The sequence below is a fragment of the Microbulbifer maximicatervae (SeqCode) genome (assembly GCF_052467305.1).
Map to the genome: position 1 here is coordinate 2,938,033 of NZ_CP174306.1, position 17,000 is coordinate 2,955,032.

Consider the following 17,000-nt stretch of genomic DNA (forward strand, 5'->3'; position numbering starts at 1 on the left):
AATAAATAGGGAGTAAAGAAATTAACATGAGTATAAAAACATGAAAAATAGAAGTCGGCGCTGGTTGCCATAGGCAATATCTATGGCAACCAAGAGTATGTCGATGTAGACTCGATAGCTGCTTTTAAATTAAGTCGCTAAATAAGTTAGGCTCTATGTTCCCACACGCTGATGAACTTAATTACTTTATTGAAGTTGCAAAAACAAAAAATATATCCAGGGCAGCAGAAAGATTGGGGATTAGGCAGCCGAGTCTGAGCGCTGCTATCAAGAGGCTAGAAAGACAGCTAGGTACTGAAATAATAATACGAGAAAAAACTGGTGTTCAGCTTTCACGTGCTGGTCTTAGGCTGCTAAAGAGCGCTCAGCAGCTATTAGATGATTGGGATGAGGTTAAGTATTCTGCGCTGCGAGAAAATAAAGAGGCCGTTGGTCATTTCACCATTGGATGTCACAGCTCGATTTCACTACATATGCTACCTGATAGCCTTCCTGCTTTTATCGCACAAAACCCAGGTATTGAATTGAGCTTCCAGCATGCACTTTCTCGCGAAATTGTAGAGGCCGTGATCAGCTGGAAAATCGATATCGGTATTGTCGTAAATCCTGTATCTCATCCTGATTTAGTAATCAAGCGCCTTTGTCACGATGTGGTTAGTTTTTGGCATAATCCTAAGAAAATTCAATCTAGAGACGTACTAATATATGATCCAGCATTGATGCAGACGAACTGGCTGCTAAAAACCATATCTGAAAGCAATAGGTATAAACAATATATAAGGTCTTCAAGTCACGAGCTAATCACAAAAATGACATTAGAGGGGTTTGGGGTTGGTATTATTCCTGGTCGAGTTGCACAGACACATGGAAGAAATCAGCTCGAATGGGTAGGTAAAGACCAACCAGGCTTTAAAGATGAAATATGTCTGGTATATCGGCGCGAGATAACTCATAGCATGGGTGCAAAGAAATTAATTGAAGAATTTAAACTTACCAACTATGAAAAAAATTTCTAATAGATGCAATTGAAATAAAACTCAGAAACCATAAAATTATCAATAATATTTTGAGCTGCAGAGCACTACTGGTTAATATCCATGCAACTTAAGCAGCCTTTCAATTGTAAAAATATCAAGAGCTTTATCCATTTAATACAAGAATAGTTTACGCTCGCGAGCGAGATATTCCCGAGATGATATTACTTATCCCAGGCCACAACACGAGCAGCCAGAGGGTAGCCTAGGCCATCCGAATGGAAGTAGCAACGTGCCTGTGATTGTGAGCTGCCTGTGCGTAATTACTCATTATATATTTCCTGTATCTCAGTATAACCAACTACTCTTGAGCCTTCTCGAACCTGTAGATTGGCACCTACCTCTAGGCATTTTGGATATGCTTCTAGTTTAATGAGGACGTTATCATTCCCCAGCCTACTAATATTGACTTACTATCTAATCTTTCAAACTTCATACATATAACGACTTAGTCAGCAGTATTTTGGTTCTATTAGAACTTTAACGTAAGGTGGCGCAGCCATGACAAAACGGAGCGTAGACCAAAACATCAGGCGCGATAACTATTATGTATTTTTAGCTCTTCCCTTAATTATCTCTTTCAAGTTCCACACATTGACATATTTTACCCCGGCAGGATCACCAGCCTTAACCCAATACCGCCCACGAGGCCATTCGAACACATCTCTGCGTTTTACAATCACTGGCTCCGTATTAGAAAATGTTAATTCACAGCTACCGGATATAATAAAGCATATGCAATTTTCAGAAGAGCCTGAAAATTTGCTACCGGCATCATACTCGTACGGACTCACGCGAAACTCACTTTTGCCTGGGTACAATGTACGAATTTCTTCAATGTTCTCTTTATAGACTTCACTTACAGGAAACTTTCGTATATTAATACTCATTCCACCCATAGCATCAGGTACAACGGCCACGAAAAGCGAAGCTTGACAGGATCCACTGGAAGCCGAAGTCCAAAACATTGTGCAACAATTTGTTATGTATTTTCAGCTATTTTCTTTATAAAAATTATTTTACTTTGCAGGGGGCTGCCTTTATTTTCATACCCACACACTTGATATTCGTGAGAGATAAGAAGATGCAGCATTGAAGGAAATCTATTCATCGATTTAACGCTAATAGACTTAAACCCTTTGTTCATCACCCACTGCTCTTGAAGCTCAAGCAGAGATTTTCCTATGCCTCGGCCTCGGTAATCTGGGAGGACTGCACCAGACCAACTATAAAACTCTGTTTCGGATACTTTATAACCAATTTTGTAGCCTACTTTCTTATTACCAACTGAAGCTACCAGTAATAGGTAAAGGCGCCCCTTTAACCTCTTCTCTATTTTATCTTTGCTATTTTTAGCGTCGAACTCTGGAATTTCAGAATTAATCTTTATGACATCTTCTATCGTGCCTTCGCTGAAGGAAATGTTCATGTCGCTACCTAGGTTTATGCATAATGTTCGGCTCTGCGTTAACCAAAAGCGAAGGCCGCTTTTGGCTGGAACTTTTACACCTGACAGCATCCGATTGTTAGGGCTGCTGATTTCTTAGCTCAATTTCACCAAATGTCATATAAACAAGAGGTCCACCCGCATCAGCTCTGTAAGCTCCATTTGCTTCAGCCAAACGACTGGCAACGGCTGAAAACTCCCATGCTTGATCTTCGGAAACATGGACCTTTTTTGAGGTAAAGAGCTTTACTCCGTGCTTTTCACCATACTCTTTAACTAAACGTGAATGTTGCTGAAGAGGTTTTAGCACTGAAGGGTGATCCCACCCCCATAGAAAGCTTCTATCTTTCGGATTGTAAGTACCTATTATTTGAACAGGAGCTACAGCGATCCGACCATCCTCAAGCGACCAAAATATAATGCCTTTGTCTTGGTCGACATTCCATGTTTTAGCAGAGCCCAGCCTCCATGTCTTATCGTGAGCATCAGTTTCAATTCTTAAACCTTCAATACTCCCTTCAATAAACTTTTCGACCTCCACAGAGTAATCTCCAGCATGCGTATTAATTGATATGAATAGTACAAATATAACTGATACTAAATTTTTCATAACTCTCTGATACTTGATAGCCTTGACGACTGGTTTTGGAGCTGAATTGGAGCAGCGAAAGGATTGTAATTGTCAAACACAGAGCTAAGCAAGAATCCCAGAACTGAAAACCCAATAGTAAATTGGAGCGCAAACAGCCCACCCTGTAACTGCAAATTTGAAAAAACTATCCCGCCTTGGCGCCCCTATACTTGCAAGGCCCGTAAGCTCTTTCTCTTGAATTGGTTTTATAAGTCTGTAGGTTTTTACCAGCAGCCATCCAACCAGAAGTGGTAGTAATGTCAACAGAATGATAGTGCCGATTGTAAGTAAAGCTTCAGGTGATGATTTTCTCATTTATCTTATCAACTATTTAGAGTATTAGGGGTAAATGTACCGAGCGCGCGCCAGTGCGTCCGGTGCTTTTACTAGTTAGGCATAGTACCGAATCGCCCACCAAAAGGCGGTAATAGCTACCATACCCATAAAACACATGAAAACAGCAGGCCTATGACATGTACATAGCTGGACAAACTTGTCCGGCCTGATTATGTGCAGCTTTGTCATCCATGAATTCTAGACTTCAGCATAGATTCAAATAAAAGTATGAAAAAAGCGCCACTTATAACTGGTAAAATTATTCCGAAAATGCAAAAAATAGCAGCCCATAAGCGACTACCTGTCTTATAGCGTCTATAGCCCTCTATGAACGGATACAAGAAGAATCCTATCAGTACGCTATATATGATGAACTCCGGAACCCTCAGTAAAGCTCCGCCCCCTAACCTTTCCAGGCCGAGGAGGTAGATTACCGGATAAAGAAGACCGGCCAGTACAAAAATAACTAAAAGATAAAGCCACTTACTCAAAATTCATATCTCTTCATTGGAACACATAACACTAAGCTTAGGGGTGGGCCACGCAGTGAGCCGCCCCAGTAGCCAAAGGCTGTGACAACAGTGCTCTATTATGTATTTATACGCGCCTTTATTGATTTGTAGGTAAATATTATTACACTGAGAGCAGCACTGTAAATAAACGAGAAAATACCAAACACTATTACCCCTGTTATTAAACCACCCTCAAATCCAACGTTTAGGGCAAATGCACTAATGACAGCCAAAACTAAACATATGAATGTGGCAAGATACGGATTGATAGAAAAGATATTTGGCCAGAACTTCTTGCATAAAGCCGAGATCAGTAATGACGGACCTAGAAACACTATCTGTAGGATGATACCAATCACTAAGAACATTAATTCTATCAACCTCTACCTAGATATATAACAACTACAACGGGGGCTGCTGCGTAGTGTAGGCAGTCCCGCGAAGGGCCAAAGCCCCTTAACAACCTGCTTGTATTTGTTAACTTTGACCATATTCCGATAACAGTTCCAGAGCTATAAAAGCAGGCGTTTTCCCAATGCCTTTAGAATGAGCAGACACTTCATGGTGAACTCTAGACCAACAATCAATTTCCAATAACTCTTTATTGGCTCGATCTGTCATTACATCAAACTCGTAGAACTCTTTTTTCTTCGTTAGCCATGTGCCCATCCATTGAGTTCCATACTGCTCAAAGATTTCGGAACAATTCAACAGAATTCCCTCATTCGCGGACATCCCCTTTTGGGACAACAGCAAGGTCAACCATGGGTACATACTTTCATCATTTATAAATTTGTCCACGCACTCTTTCATTTCAAGGAACGAGAGTTCATTTTGTTGTTCAGTATTCTTGTTCCGAATTCGGCGAAGCTTTTCGATATTCATAGTAGGGTTAACGCCCAACACAGCGGCTGCCAAGCTGGCACGTAATTGCGTAGTAATTTGAGTGACAGGTTTAACAGTCCGTTGCTGCTGCTTATTAGCACTTTTTGCTAAGATACTGTTTCCTACCTTCATAGTCACTCATATTGTTAGGAAAAGGTCTTTTACATTTGGAGCAAATAGCTCTTTGATTTTGCCCTCGACCATAAATAAGCTTGAAAAGTTGTTTGGGTATCAAAGGTTTTTCTATAACTTCGAGGCCGCTCTCTCCAATATAGCCACATTCTGGACATGAGCTTAAAAAGAAAAAACGATCAGGAAGCTCTGTATCGAGAAGTATTATAAACTGTGCAGCAACATCTTTGATGTAACTAGATTTATTTTCACTGGTTAGACCAGAATTAAAGTAACAAATCTCTCTATCATTGACCATCCAGAGATCTTCACTGAGTCCATCCCAAATACTATAGATTGCTTCGTAATCAGATGCCCTAAAAAAGCCTTCTAACATGCCTACACCTTGCTCTGGTTCTAGCTCACCAGAAATAATCAGCTCACAAAGAGCTTGTGCGTAGATTTTCAATGCATCTTTATCTAAGGGCACAGCCAACCCAAGATCCTTTAAGCACTTTTGAAAATACGTCTCTATTTCCTCTGGATCAGGATCTCGTTCATATCCCATACTCGCAAGAATGGCGACATTCTCAGAGTCGACATTTTCATACAATAAGGACTCAGCCCATTCGGTGTAATCTTTTGAATAGGCGCTTCCTATTGCTCTTTTTCCTAACAAGAATTCAAATTTCATAGTTGACGCTAACGCCCGTAAAGCCCACCGGAAGCCATGCAGTGTCTAGGGCAAAGTTACTTGTCCTGTTACAAGCCCTGCACCTTACGTGAGAGCTCAATTGTCTGTTCTCGATCCTTTGTTACGACAAGCCAATCAAAAAGGACTTCACTGTATTGGCCAGTTTTTTCGTGGAATTTGGATACTTTAGTACGCTCGCCGAAAAATTCTTCATCTTCCGCGCTCTTAACAGCCTGAATGATATTTTCCGCAAACTCCAAAAGCTCTTTCTCAGTACCGATAAGAAAGGCTTCTTCCCAACCAGTCTGGGCAGTAATCAACGGGCCAGCATTTCTTTCTTTGTTCATTTGTTCCATACACTCTGTAAATAGTTGACGGAGTCTGGTGGAGGGCGAAGGCCGGAATGTACTGCAACTTTTGTTAGGCTATTGCCCATCGTTCGCTCGCAGTTCATTGATAGTACTAATCTTTGACGCTAGAGATTTTGAGTAATCACAAGCTTCATTTTCTTCATCAATTTGACAGCTCTTCTTCAATGCTAGAATAGCTTTGCTATCATTTCGTACAATGCCAATGCCTTTATGTAGTACCATGCCGTACATCATGCAGCCCCATTCATCACTTTTGGAACAAGTAAATCTAAATGTTTCTGCATAACACCTACTATTCGACCCTTCGTCAAATCTGAGCATTCCAGCAGCATAGTTTGTGCATGAGTTAACTATACCCAATTTGCATGCTTGAGCATAAAGTCGCCTTGAGTATTGAGGACTGTTTTCCATATCTACATATACATGACCAAGGCCTATACAGTGATTCGCGCTTTTAGATAGGCATTTACTTAGGCACCACCTTTGGTCACTTCTACATTCTTCAACTAAATCCTGATACTCTATTTCTTGCCCCTCAAAAAGGTCTTTTGGGCAAAGTGACATATCTTTATTTAAATGCTTATTCTTAGTAATGGAATCTAGAACTTTTTTGTCAAAATAATCCTGAGCAAAAATTACACTACTATAAAAAATCACGAAAAATGTAGCTAATAGTTTCATCAGTTCTCTCTAAAGCCTAACGCCTTATTCAGAGGTTTGTGGAAATGGAAGTTTTTTGCAGCTTTTTTTGCAAAACAAGCGGCAGTTTTACTAATCCGTTACAGCAACTTGTTGTATTGCATTTTCTAGCCAATTCTCTGCCTCTTCCACTAAGTGCTCTCTAAACTTTATCTCAGCTTTATCTCGTGGAAGATCTGTATGATACAAGATCATAGATCCATCTTTACAATCCCAGATTTCTCTCAGCCAGCAAAAAATACGTTCTAGACCTAAATTATCTCCCATATATTCTCTGTCTGGATATTCTTCAGTTATTTCATGATGAACATGCCAATAGAGGAACGACGCGCCTTCCTCAGGATCTAAGGAATTTGAAGTAATCTCTTCTAGCCTTTTTCTTACTATTACATTTGCCGCGTCAAATTTTGAGAGATCTGGGACGTTTAGCTCTGTCATCGTTTGCTCGAAAACGGAGGCTAAATCAGCCATTACCAAGTTTTTCGCTCCACATAGCTCATTTAAACCATCGGTAAAAACTCCATCACACAGCCAAGAATCAGCCAGTGACTTTATGTCATCACTACTGAGCCTTCCGAGCTTAAACAGTGCAAATGCTTCTATGGGTTCCATATTACCTCAAACAACAGTAGTGGTAGGACAGCCGGTTACCCTAACTGCCCCCACGCAGATCCGGACGTGCGGAACTACCGCATCCGGCTCTTCAGTAATATATTCGCTCGTGTAAAGCACGAACCCTAATACCAGTCCACAAGTATACTGCGTTTGTATACTCGCGGTGGCTTTAGCCCAAAATATCCCAGCATTTCCTTTAGACCATTCCAGTTGTAACTCTTGCGCTGACTCCGCCGGTTGAGCCATTTGTGTATGCTGTGTAAAACATAGCTGTACAAACGGGACAAGCTTCGACTGTTGTCTGGTAGACCGAAGTAGTTCTGGAACCCCTGTAGCTTGCGCTTCAGTGTGGGCAGCCATTCTCTCAGACGCTCACTGCGCTTGGCTTTGATCCAGTGGTAGAGCGCTTCCATTGCGCCCTTCTGTTTCTGTGCGGCAGTCCGGCGCCTGAGCCTGGGGCGTTTGTTGACGTCCAAGCTCCAGTAGAACTCAAAACCCAGAAACTGGAACTGCCGTTTTCGGCCCGGATGGAAGCGGCTAAAGCGCTTCAGGTGCGTTTTCTCGGGGGCTAACTGCAGGCCAAACTTGTTCAGCCGTTGCGGTAGTACCCGGTAAAAGCGCTCTGCATCCGTTTTCAATTGGAAAGCCACTACATAATCATCGGCGTACCGGATTAGCATGGCTCTGCCACGCATACGCGGCTTAACTTTCTTCTCGAACCACAAATCCAGGACGTAGTGCAGATAGATGTTCGCCAGTACCGGACTGACCACACCTCCTTGCGGGGTGCCTGCTGCCGCTTTACTGAACTTACCATCTGGAGTTTGCACGCGTACTTTCAGCCACTGCTTAATCAGTGTCAGCAGGGCTTTGTCGTCGATACGAAGGGCTAGCATCCGCAGTAACCAGTCGTGATCCAGCTGATCAAAGAAGCCTTTAATATCGGCTTCAACGATGTAGCCGTAGCCTTTGAATTGCAGATTTAAGCCAAGACTGTGTACGGCTTGGTGGGCGCTTTTCCTGGGACGGTAACCGTAGCTGAAGGGCAGAAAATCCTGCTCCCAGATACTTTGCAGTAGCTGCGCTACGCTCTGCTGCACCAGTTTGTCTTCCACCGTAGGCAGCCCCAGTGGGCGCTGCTTGCCGTTGCCTTTGGGAATCAATACCCGCTTAATCGCCTGGGTGCGGTAGCGTTTGTCACACAGCCGTTGATGTAGGCATTGAATATTTTGCGGCAGTCTTTGCCGGTAAACTTCGGTAGTTACTCCGTCGATACCGGGGCGGGCCTGCTTATTGAGCTGGCCCCAGCTTTGATACAGCAGGTTGGAATTTAGCAGTCCGTATAAATTCTGAAACCTGTGTCTGGGGTGGCTCTGTGCTTTAAATGCGATGGCGTGCAAGGCGGTTGTCATAGTGTCTCCAGCCCTACTTTGTCCGGACTATGTTTCTGTTGCACACCGATATTACTGTCAGCCCCTTCGCCATGTAAGCGGCTTTCCCGCTCTCGGACTACTATGAGCTGATCCGACTTCCGAGTGGTCTTCGTTGGTTTCGCCATTAGGCTTAACGTCTCTACCTGCTCCTTCAGGAACCTGCTCGGATCTCTCAAGTTCTCAATACTTCTCTTTCTACATGCCACGGCTTAATAACCCCGCCGATCCGCAACAACCTTACCATTACGGTTGCATTGCCTGGACTTCGATGGCGTTACACATCTCGTCAATCGGAGCTCACTTTATTATCGGAGCGATACCAGCACTTCAGGATCACGATAATCCCTATGGCCTATAGAATTCTCTGTGTACGCTTCACATAGTTTGTTCACAGTTGAAAAAAAAAAGATAATTATATTTTCTTTCCCTTCTGTTCCGCCCTACGCGCAACACTCGATACAGGTGGCTGGTTAGGCCTTACCCGACAGGGACTTCCACCCTGCAAGAAGCATCAAGCTTAGCTTGACGCACTAACGCTGCCAACAGCGGCCAATCGTAGCGAGGCCCAGCCTCAGAGGGGCGATGCTCCTTGGCCTTGTTCTCTATTTACTTGAAAAATAAGTCTTAAGGTTTGCCTCTTTAAACGCCTTTAGAAGCTCTTCGGATTTCTCAAGCGACACAAGAATTAATGGCAAGGAATCAGAATCTTCATCAATAGCAAGAAGCTTAAAACCTGCTTCGTTAGCGCATTTAAACAAAGAGGGACATTCATCATCCTGTAGGATTGTTGCAATACCATAGTTACTTGATCTATAGAAATCCATGATCTCATTGTATGAGTCTGCTGTCTGTAGCTTTTCCTCAGAAAGGGTGTTTAATTGTAACAATGTATCATCTGGTTCATGAACGCCATCTACATATACGAGAAATTTATTCTTCATTAAAATTTCCACTACAATGACGGAATCAGACATGTCATCTACTGATTCGATGTCTCTTTCTCTGAGCTCGAACTCATATTCTTTCAGGAAAGATTCAGGTGAATTTAAATACAGATTTATATCGTTACTTGCCTTCTCACTAGACTTAGAAGCTAATGACACCAAGCTACTTAATGGATGTGTTGGTTTACCAGTCTTCTTCATGCTGGCATAGACAGCAAAAGATGCTAAGCACAAGCCAATGATTAGGAGTAAGTTCAAGGTTGTACCTCTTTGTAAATGTTACGCCCCAATAAGCTGTCCAGTGAGGCCCCTACAATAGTGACGGCCTCGTGCCGACCCAGTGGCGCTTACTGAGTCAGACTTCATTGGATTGTTAGGCAGGTTTAAACCAGCGTTCTGGTGCTCTTTTGTTTAGCAGATAGTATACCGCTAGAAAGCATGAAGCTTCGCCGATCCCCGTATATAGTGAGTAAGCACCCAGAGGTGTGAGAATGCTCATGCCGGCAACTACGATTGCCAAGATCAGGAAGGTACTTTTAGGATTCTCGGTCCTTTTTCTGATCATGCCAGAGACCCAGAGCAAAATGGCACCCCATATAGGGATGAATATGTAATTAAAGGGATCGAGTATTCCTGTTTCAGAGCTAAGCACGTAGATAAACTCTTCAATCAAGAAAATTAGAAAGCTTAGGGCTATGAGGAGGTACACCATCTTGATGCTTGTAGGAGTAGCTAGTTTCTCTAGCTCAATATCTGATTCAGGTGCTTTGTACGGATTCATTAATGGTATACCTAACGTTCACATAACCGGCCGTAAACGGCGCGGCAGTTTGTTGTGGTTCAGCCAACTCTGCTGGCGAGATTGATGTACTTGTTAACTGCTGATCACTGGATAGATTGCATAGAAAAACAGCCCTATCCCTGTGACGGTAAGCGCTGAGGCAACGACTTTACGTTTAGTGCTAGATAATGTTATGCCCGGATAGTTGCGAATAATATCACCCGACAACCAAAACAATGGGAAAAGACAAGCTACCCACGCGGCTTGCCTTAATAAAGTTATCGTACCGTCTCGGCCGGGAATAACTATTCCATTTGATAGTGCTCCGACAACAAAGTAGGCCAACATCAAAAATGGAATTAGACACAAAGCCAGTGCTTTACCCCTAGGTTGTGCGACTTCGTTCATGACTACCCCAGACAGTTAACGCCTGGTACAGGAGCCTCGGTAAAAGCGCGAAGCGCTGAAACGGAGGTGCAAGCCACGAAATGACCGTGACTGCTTCCAATTGTAGATTTGCCAACTATCAATGAATTAGCGAACAACATGGGCGCCAGCCATTTCTAACATTTCAATATCGATCTCAAGGCCTGATGCCGAACCTACTACAACGCTAGTCATGCCACATTTAGGACAACATGCTGTTCTTCCATTATCCCACCACTTTGTAATTTCAAACGGCGGATAAATCTCACCACACCCAATGCAGCCACAACTTTCACTTTTTAGAATTTGCTCTCTATTATTATCTGCGGCATCTTGATAACTGTATGGGTCAATTCCTGAATCCCAGTACCGCCCACTTTCTAGTTTTATTCTCATAATCTGCCTGCGCTGGCTATGTTCTTGCCCCAATATATTATTGTGACTGAACAAAGCTAGCTGAATTAAAACAACTGAAACAAACAAACACGTACACCATGCCACAATCACCAAGTGAATAATCATCACCTACTGAATCTATTTGAGCATAGAATGTCATTTTTGAATTGCAGCATTTTGGCCAATCATCTTCACCCTGAACGAAATCTGGATACCCGCCAATTTTATGAGCAACACCTGCCTCATCATTGTACTCGAAACCGATGGCCTCTTGGGCCTTTTCAGTTTCTGGACACATTACTAGTTTTATTTCAGGAATCTTCATTTCTACCCTTGAGATACATAACACCTACAGTAACCGACTGGAGCGAAGTTAATTGCCTTGTTACGCATACTCACCAGCTACTCAAGTACTGTTCCATGCGGAATATCCTGCAACATTAACATAACATTTAATATGAGTTGACAGAGAGTTGGAGACCCCATCCAAACACGCCGCCCATCTACTAAGTCTGCCACGCTCGAAAAATCATTTTTCCGATAATGATCAAGTACCTTAGCCGTTTCTGTATCTAAACGTAGGACCTCTATTTTACCGTCGTAGGCAGTAAAAAGATCGCTCACTGATAATGCCACCCAAACTGCTTCAGATTGATAGATGCCGAACAAGAATTGTTGATCTTTAAAAGATTTAAGGTGCATGATTCGCTTAACTACATTATCTGGACTTACATATGAATCGCCTGCAAACTCCGCAATTTTCTGGCGTTTTACTCTCGCATTTGCGGCACTAATTGTAATCACGACATAGTTCCTAAGATTGCATAACAGTTAATTCAAAAGAAGCTTCTTTGTAACGCCGTATTTTCTCTTCTTTACATCACCCTTGGAACCCTTAAAGTATCAATGAGTTACTGAGTTTCAACTAGAAGTAGGGGCAGCTGCTGTGGTCTTTGTTATTGAATGCACAACTGTATACTTTTCGATCAAAAACAACCAATTTACATAGCCGAAAACTGATAATCTGGGGTTATGGCTAGCCAGCCACTTGTGTCCTCTAAACAACTCGATCATTCATAGGCTTTTGCGCACGGTGTGCTCCATATCATCAGGCATAGCCTCCCATCCAAGCTGCAAATCTATACTTCACTGTCTTGTAAACACAAGTCGATATACAGCACCTTCACTCACCTCACTCCCCCAACCTTATTGATCTCCTGGATTTTTATCACCTGGCGTCAACAGGGCTTCCGTTACTACCACCCTTGTAAGTGGCAATAACGATTCTGCGGGGCTGGCTATACAGGTTCGAAAAAGTGTGTTGAATTGAAATCTAGCGTTGTGGGGTGGTACTTTGCAGGGTAGGCGAGCCGCTTGAGGCTCCATTCAGGAAAGGATGAGCTGCGAGGAGCAGAAAAGCCAAAGCATAGATTCCGTCAAAAGTGGAACCTCCATTGCTGGCAGCTTGATTGATCACTGACTCAGTACACAAGAGCTAGGGAGCATTGAGGGGAATATTCCTCCTTCATCAAAAGGCTAGGCATCTTCACTTAGCCTTGTCTCTGTCTTCAGTGCAATCCCGGAGGTTGCTTGAAGCAGCTGGTGGGCTCGACGACATTCATCTGGAGGATCTTTGTATAGCAAGCCAAGCATTGAGTACACGTCTTATGGCGCTGGCAAGGCTTGCCTACCCTCTCTTCCTGTCGGATAAGAGGGTCTGCTTGTTAAACACCTCCAAAACGTCAGCACGGCCACTCCGAGTTCGCTACCTAATCACCTTTGGCACCCTAGAGGCATTCGATTCAGAGCGCGCATATCGCCTTACGAACAGAGACGCAATGATTCTTCTTGGAATCCCGCTTTCAATTATTGGGCGCCTCAAGTCGCCCTACCCTTTTTAGAATATTCAGGTCTTTGCTCTCAGCTGCTTTTTGATCCGCACATAGATTTCTTCACGGTGGATGGGGAGTGATTTGGGTGCGCTTATGCCTATCTTCACTTGATTGCCTTTCACCTCCAGCACCGTGACTTGGACATTTGCTCCAATCCTTAGAAGTTCACCTGTCCGTCGCTTTAAGATCAACATACTTATTTCCTTCGATGGTCAAAGTTTGGGCGCTTCCGGGGTGGGGAAGCTTGGGCTTAACGTTTGGAGGAAATGTGGGGTGGTGCGCGGGGGCGGTAGGCAGAGAAGAGGAAAAGGCGGGCGCTAGGCATCCAGAGCTTGGGAACAGGCCCCAACCTGCTGAATGTACTCCACTTTATTGAAGACGAGCGGGTTTCTAGCGTATTATCCATATAGCCATTTTGATAGTGCGATTATCAATTTGGTCAGCTGGCCCCGGGTGTTCCTAGCACCTTGGGTCAGCGCCTTTTACTTACTCTTACGTCACGCTACCGTTCTCCTTTGAGGGGATGGGTCTTTTAGAAAATTCTCGGCTCTATCGAAGCTTTCAAAACTATTCAAACTTCTGAGGCGTTTTTAATTGGCTCGCTCAATTACGGCCAAAATACCCAAAATATCTATCGATTTTACGCATCTTTGAGAGCGAAACAAACTGAATAAATTCCAATAGGATTATTTTCGCGCCTATATTTTATTTGTTTTTGGCTGAAGAAATCTCAATCAACCATTGGAAAACTCAATTCACATTGAAATTCACCTCATGCTTTTCTTAAAAGATTAAAGAGCAACATTCTCAATTACATAGCTAACTAAAGGCAAAATCGGGGAGTGTGAAATTTCACTAATGATTTAATTGGTTCATTAGTTTTATACTCGTATCCGCACTCCTTTGTTAAATACTGAAAGAGCGGGATTTCTCTGTAGGGATAAATATTGAGTTTAGCATGGAGTTACCATCTTGTAAGCCACCTCCCGACATTAGTGCTATTGCTTGGTTATTTTGGGCTAAAACCAACCGTACAAGTAGCCGCTGGTAAGGTCATTTTAAATTCCAGGCTTAGCTCTCTCCTTACCAGTATTGCCAAGACATTGAAGACTCTGATTACACTTGTACTCAACAGCGCATTCGCACGGTCGTATCTAGTGAGCAACCCAAAGCTCTACTTTTTTATTGGTGGTGAGCACTTGAAGGAAGCTAAAGCACTCCCCTTTCAGTTGGAACACTATTTCGAGCCAGTAACTGGAGTGACCGGTATTTAGATCCTTAAAAACGAGGTAGGATGTGCTGTATCAGCCCTCCTATCCGAGATACTTGATACCTCACCTATCCACTGGCTATGTAGCAACCATATTTTGAAAGCAGATTAAAGTTTGTAGGTGACTGCCAGTAGCTTCCTCTCAGCGTTCCTTACAATCTGGCCTACCCCCAAAATCAGCCTTCCCCAAAACCTGAACGTCAATTTCTGGTGCTCCACTTCCCCTGCCTCTATGTCAGAGATGGAGAGTCTGCAGAAAGCTCTCATGGCTATTTACATCAGAGCCACTGCCATCTGGGGCCATCAGGATAAAGCCTTAACCTTTGCCCTTGAATATGTGTACGGCCGGTATAAGTATCCTCGCTCCCATCGACAGTCTCTTTAACAACAGTACCGCGAAAACGTTGATACCATTTGCCTCTATAATTATGATCTTGAAAATTTTTTAAGCGCAACTTACAGGTTTTTGACGAAATCCCAAAATCCATTTCAGTTTCACTTAAGTCAACATTATTTTTTTCCAGTTCTTCTTTAAACTGCTCCATATAATCGCTAGTGGGCTGGTAGTGGCCACTGAAATTATTAATATGCTCTATTATTCCACCTACCACCGAGATATGCCCAGCCGCAGCAACTGGTCGCCCCGAGAAAAATGCTGAATGGTGCTGAATGTCACCATTTTTGTTACCACAAAAGATACGCCCATTCTTATCCATAACGAATGCCCAAGATCCGCCAGGATTGGTATTAAGTCTCTCTCCGCGCCAAAACAGAAGCCCACCTTGTATCGTAACCTGATATTCTTCTCGTTCAGCTTCACTCATATAGGGCACAACAACTCCACTATAAGTATCTTTACTTAAACCGCTATCTTTTAGCATTCCAAGTTCTTTGTATGGCATGGCAGTTATCTCCTTTATAAATGTGCTTAATAGATATCCATCAATAATAGCTAGTAATATTGACAACTATTTCAAGAGTATTTCTATCTCCATTCGTAAGTTTGACTCCAATGTAAATCATTGCGCTTCTGGTTACATACGCAGGGCCTTTCTTTGTGGGAAAGATACCCAACCCGGAGAGGATTTTGAGCATCGGCATCAGTGTATTGAGGGTAGAATGCAAAAGCTAGTCGCCATCTTTGCGCTTGATATTGCAGCCTATGCTGTAATGAGAACCCACTACTGTATTCTGCTCTATATCGGCGCAGAAGCCGTCAAAACTTGGCCTGATACCAAGAGCCTTACTCGCTGATGAGGGCTTTTAAGAACTTCCGTACTAACTCAACGCTATCTTCATGGGTACACTCTCGATTCTAGCGAAATAAAAAAGCTCCATGAGCTTAAAGAATGGCCATAATGAATGACTTTCCACTAGAGGCCCATAAAGCATGATGAATTTCAATGAATATAATCAACCAGTGAAGACTTTAGTTCTGCATTACGCGAAACAACTAAGCTCTGAAATTGCTCAATCGGTTGTTTCTGGAAACTCCAATTTAGATAGTAAAGAGGAGGCAGAATCTTTGGCTTACTTTTTCTGGGAAATGACAGATCAAGCGGTTGATGACGAAAAAGACTGCAAGATGATTGAGGGTATTTCAGATATTCAGTCTTGGCTAGAAAAAGCACTTTATATATTTAGAGGTTACTTCAAAAAGCAAGGCTATCAGCAAGAGTGGTCAGAGGGCTATGACAAATACCATAGTGAGTAGAGCTTCATAACAAACTTCCACCTAACTGCTATGAGGAGAAGTAAGGTCGCCACTTTTGGAAGGTGGGCATTAAAATCTCAAGCTTTCGTGGATAAGCGCACTCTATCAGGCTGAGTGGATTTAAATTCTATCCGAGCCAAAATAGTCAAAACTCCGGAGGAGTCGAATTTCACTTCGATCCGGCAGCGAGTTAACGCAGTGGCTTCTGGTATGCAGCCCGGCAATCTATTGCCGATGCTCGGGGGTGAACGCAAAGCATGCTGCCCTTTCTGTTGGATCACTATCTGGAGTTGGTCGACTGGAGCGGACGACATCTGGACCCGAGAAAACGCGGCGCTATTGCTGTCAATACCCCACCTGTATTGCAAAGGCTGGGCATTTCACCGAAACACTGGCTCTGCCTGAATCGCAACTTTGAAAGCCACTTCAAGCGTCTAGTCGGCGTAGCTGAAAAAGTCAGAGAAGCCTGTACCCAGCAACATAAACGTTGGGTACATGGCCTGCACGACTGTGAAATCTATCTCTCTAGCAGCACCTAAAGCAATTACAAACCGCTAACAATCGAGCTAACCGTACCGCTATCGCCTCGCATGATCAAATTATGATCAGCCAGGGAGGTGTACACCTAAACCTAATCTGATACCTACCTCTTGACTACTAGCAAGCCCAGAAAAGATGAAATACACGATTTCAAAGCTATTCTTTCAATTTATGGGTGTCCTGGATTCTGCTCCCTGGATTCTGCTCTAGATTCTGAATCTTTTACCGAATTAGCTCGGCGTACTGGGTATCCTTAACTGTCTGACTCT

At 43.2% G+C, this 17,000-nt stretch carries 21 protein-coding genes; 4 read left to right on the forward strand and 17 right to left on the reverse strand.

The window, feature by feature from the left end; genetic code table 11:
• The first annotated feature begins 155 nt into the window (after positions 1–155).
• Positions 156–1,016, forward strand: a complete 861-nt coding sequence (locus ACJJI4_RS12855) for a LysR family transcriptional regulator (protein ID WP_444925405.1) — start codon at positions 156–158, stop codon at positions 1,014–1,016.
• A gap of 563 nt (positions 1,017–1,579) precedes the next feature.
• On the opposite strand, the gene ACJJI4_RS12860 is transcribed toward ACJJI4_RS12855, so the two are convergent.
• From ACJJI4_RS12860 to ACJJI4_RS12940, 17 genes are all read right to left on the reverse strand, one after another.
• Entirely contained in the window at positions 1,580–1,954 is a 375-nt protein-coding gene (locus ACJJI4_RS12860; RefSeq protein ID WP_444925406.1) for a hypothetical protein, read from the reverse strand.
• A 62-nt stretch (positions 1,955–2,016) separates the two neighbouring features.
• Complete coding sequence (locus ACJJI4_RS12865) at positions 2,017–2,463, reverse strand: GNAT family N-acetyltransferase (protein WP_444925407.1); 447 nt, start codon at positions 2,461–2,463, stop codon at positions 2,017–2,019.
• A gap of 97 nt (positions 2,464–2,560) precedes the next feature.
• On the reverse strand, positions 2,561–3,091 hold the full coding sequence (locus ACJJI4_RS12870; protein ID WP_444925408.1) for a DUF6882 domain-containing protein: 531 nt from the start codon (positions 3,089–3,091) through the stop codon (positions 2,561–2,563).
• A gap of 1,346 nt (positions 3,092–4,437) precedes the next feature.
• Complete coding sequence (locus tag ACJJI4_RS12875; RefSeq protein WP_444925409.1) at positions 4,438–4,977, reverse strand: hypothetical protein; 540 nt, start codon at positions 4,975–4,977, stop codon at positions 4,438–4,440.
• Positions 4,940–5,650 (reverse strand): hypothetical protein, encoded by a 711-nt coding sequence (locus ACJJI4_RS12880; RefSeq protein WP_444925410.1) that lies wholly within the window; start codon positions 5,648–5,650, stop codon positions 4,940–4,942. The genes ACJJI4_RS12875 and ACJJI4_RS12880 overlap by 38 nt, the downstream gene beginning before the upstream one ends.
• 68 nt (positions 5,651–5,718) lie before the next feature.
• Positions 5,719–6,006 (reverse strand): hypothetical protein, encoded by a 288-nt coding sequence (locus tag ACJJI4_RS12885; protein ID WP_444925411.1) that lies wholly within the window; start codon positions 6,004–6,006, stop codon positions 5,719–5,721.
• A 69-nt stretch (positions 6,007–6,075) separates the two neighbouring features.
• A complete protein-coding gene (locus ACJJI4_RS12890) occupies positions 6,076–6,702 on the reverse strand; it encodes an SEL1-like repeat protein (protein WP_444925412.1) in 627 nt (208 codons plus the stop codon).
• Between the two features lie 90 nt (positions 6,703–6,792).
• Positions 6,793–7,332, reverse strand: coding sequence for a hypothetical protein (locus ACJJI4_RS12895; protein WP_444925413.1), 540 nt, complete (start codon positions 7,330–7,332; stop codon positions 6,793–6,795).
• A 125-nt stretch (positions 7,333–7,457) separates the two neighbouring features.
• Entirely contained in the window at positions 7,458–8,747 is a 1,290-nt protein-coding gene (gene ltrA / locus ACJJI4_RS12900; protein WP_444925282.1) for a group II intron reverse transcriptase/maturase, read from the reverse strand.
• 623 nt (positions 8,748–9,370) lie between these two features.
• Positions 9,371–9,970 carry a DUF6630 family protein gene (locus ACJJI4_RS12905; RefSeq protein ID WP_444925414.1) on the reverse strand — a complete coding sequence of 200 codons (600 nt, stop codon included), beginning with the start codon at positions 9,968–9,970 and terminating at the stop codon, positions 9,371–9,373.
• A gap of 115 nt (positions 9,971–10,085) precedes the next feature.
• Complete coding sequence (locus ACJJI4_RS12910) at positions 10,086–10,493, reverse strand: hypothetical protein (protein WP_444925415.1); 408 nt, start codon at positions 10,491–10,493, stop codon at positions 10,086–10,088.
• A gap of 93 nt (positions 10,494–10,586) precedes the next feature.
• The gene (locus ACJJI4_RS12915) at positions 10,587–10,901 is read right to left on the reverse strand and encodes a hypothetical protein (protein WP_444925416.1); all 315 of its coding nucleotides are present in this window, start codon (positions 10,899–10,901) and stop codon (positions 10,587–10,589) included.
• Positions 10,902–11,027: 126 nt separating this feature from the next.
• Positions 11,028–11,402 carry a hypothetical protein gene (locus tag ACJJI4_RS12920; RefSeq protein WP_444925417.1) on the reverse strand — a complete coding sequence of 125 codons (375 nt, stop codon included), beginning with the start codon at positions 11,400–11,402 and terminating at the stop codon, positions 11,028–11,030.
• Positions 11,353–11,640: a DUF1963 domain-containing protein gene (locus ACJJI4_RS12925; protein WP_444925418.1), complete on the reverse strand. Its 288-nt coding sequence runs from the start codon at positions 11,638–11,640 to the stop codon at positions 11,353–11,355. The genes ACJJI4_RS12920 and ACJJI4_RS12925 overlap by 50 nt, the downstream gene beginning before the upstream one ends.
• Positions 11,641–11,717: 77 nt before the next feature.
• On the reverse strand, positions 11,718–12,119 hold the full coding sequence (locus ACJJI4_RS12930) for a hypothetical protein (protein ID WP_444925419.1): 402 nt from the start codon (positions 12,117–12,119) through the stop codon (positions 11,718–11,720).
• A gap of 1,102 nt (positions 12,120–13,221) precedes the next feature.
• A complete protein-coding gene (csrA, locus tag ACJJI4_RS12935; protein WP_444925420.1) occupies positions 13,222–13,401 on the reverse strand; it encodes a carbon storage regulator CsrA in 180 nt (59 codons plus the stop codon).
• 1,354 nt (positions 13,402–14,755) lie between these two features.
• Positions 14,756–15,379, reverse strand: coding sequence for an IQM protein middle domain-containing protein (locus ACJJI4_RS12940; RefSeq protein ID WP_444925421.1), 624 nt, complete (start codon positions 15,377–15,379; stop codon positions 14,756–14,758).
• Positions 15,380–15,596: 217 nt separating this feature from the next.
• On the opposite strand from ACJJI4_RS12940, the gene ACJJI4_RS12945 reads away from it, so the two are divergent.
• From ACJJI4_RS12945 to ACJJI4_RS12955, 3 genes are all read left to right on the forward strand, one after another.
• Positions 15,597–15,731, forward strand: a complete 135-nt coding sequence (locus ACJJI4_RS12945; protein ID WP_444925422.1) for a hypothetical protein — start codon at positions 15,597–15,599, stop codon at positions 15,729–15,731.
• Positions 15,732–15,867: 136 nt separating this feature from the next.
• Positions 15,868–16,191 carry a hypothetical protein gene (locus ACJJI4_RS12950; RefSeq protein ID WP_444925423.1) on the forward strand — a complete coding sequence of 108 codons (324 nt, stop codon included), beginning with the start codon at positions 15,868–15,870 and terminating at the stop codon, positions 16,189–16,191.
• Between the two features lie 257 nt (positions 16,192–16,448).
• A complete protein-coding gene (locus ACJJI4_RS12955; protein WP_444925424.1) occupies positions 16,449–16,730 on the forward strand; it encodes a hypothetical protein in 282 nt (93 codons plus the stop codon).
• Positions 16,731–17,000 lie beyond the last annotated feature (270 nt).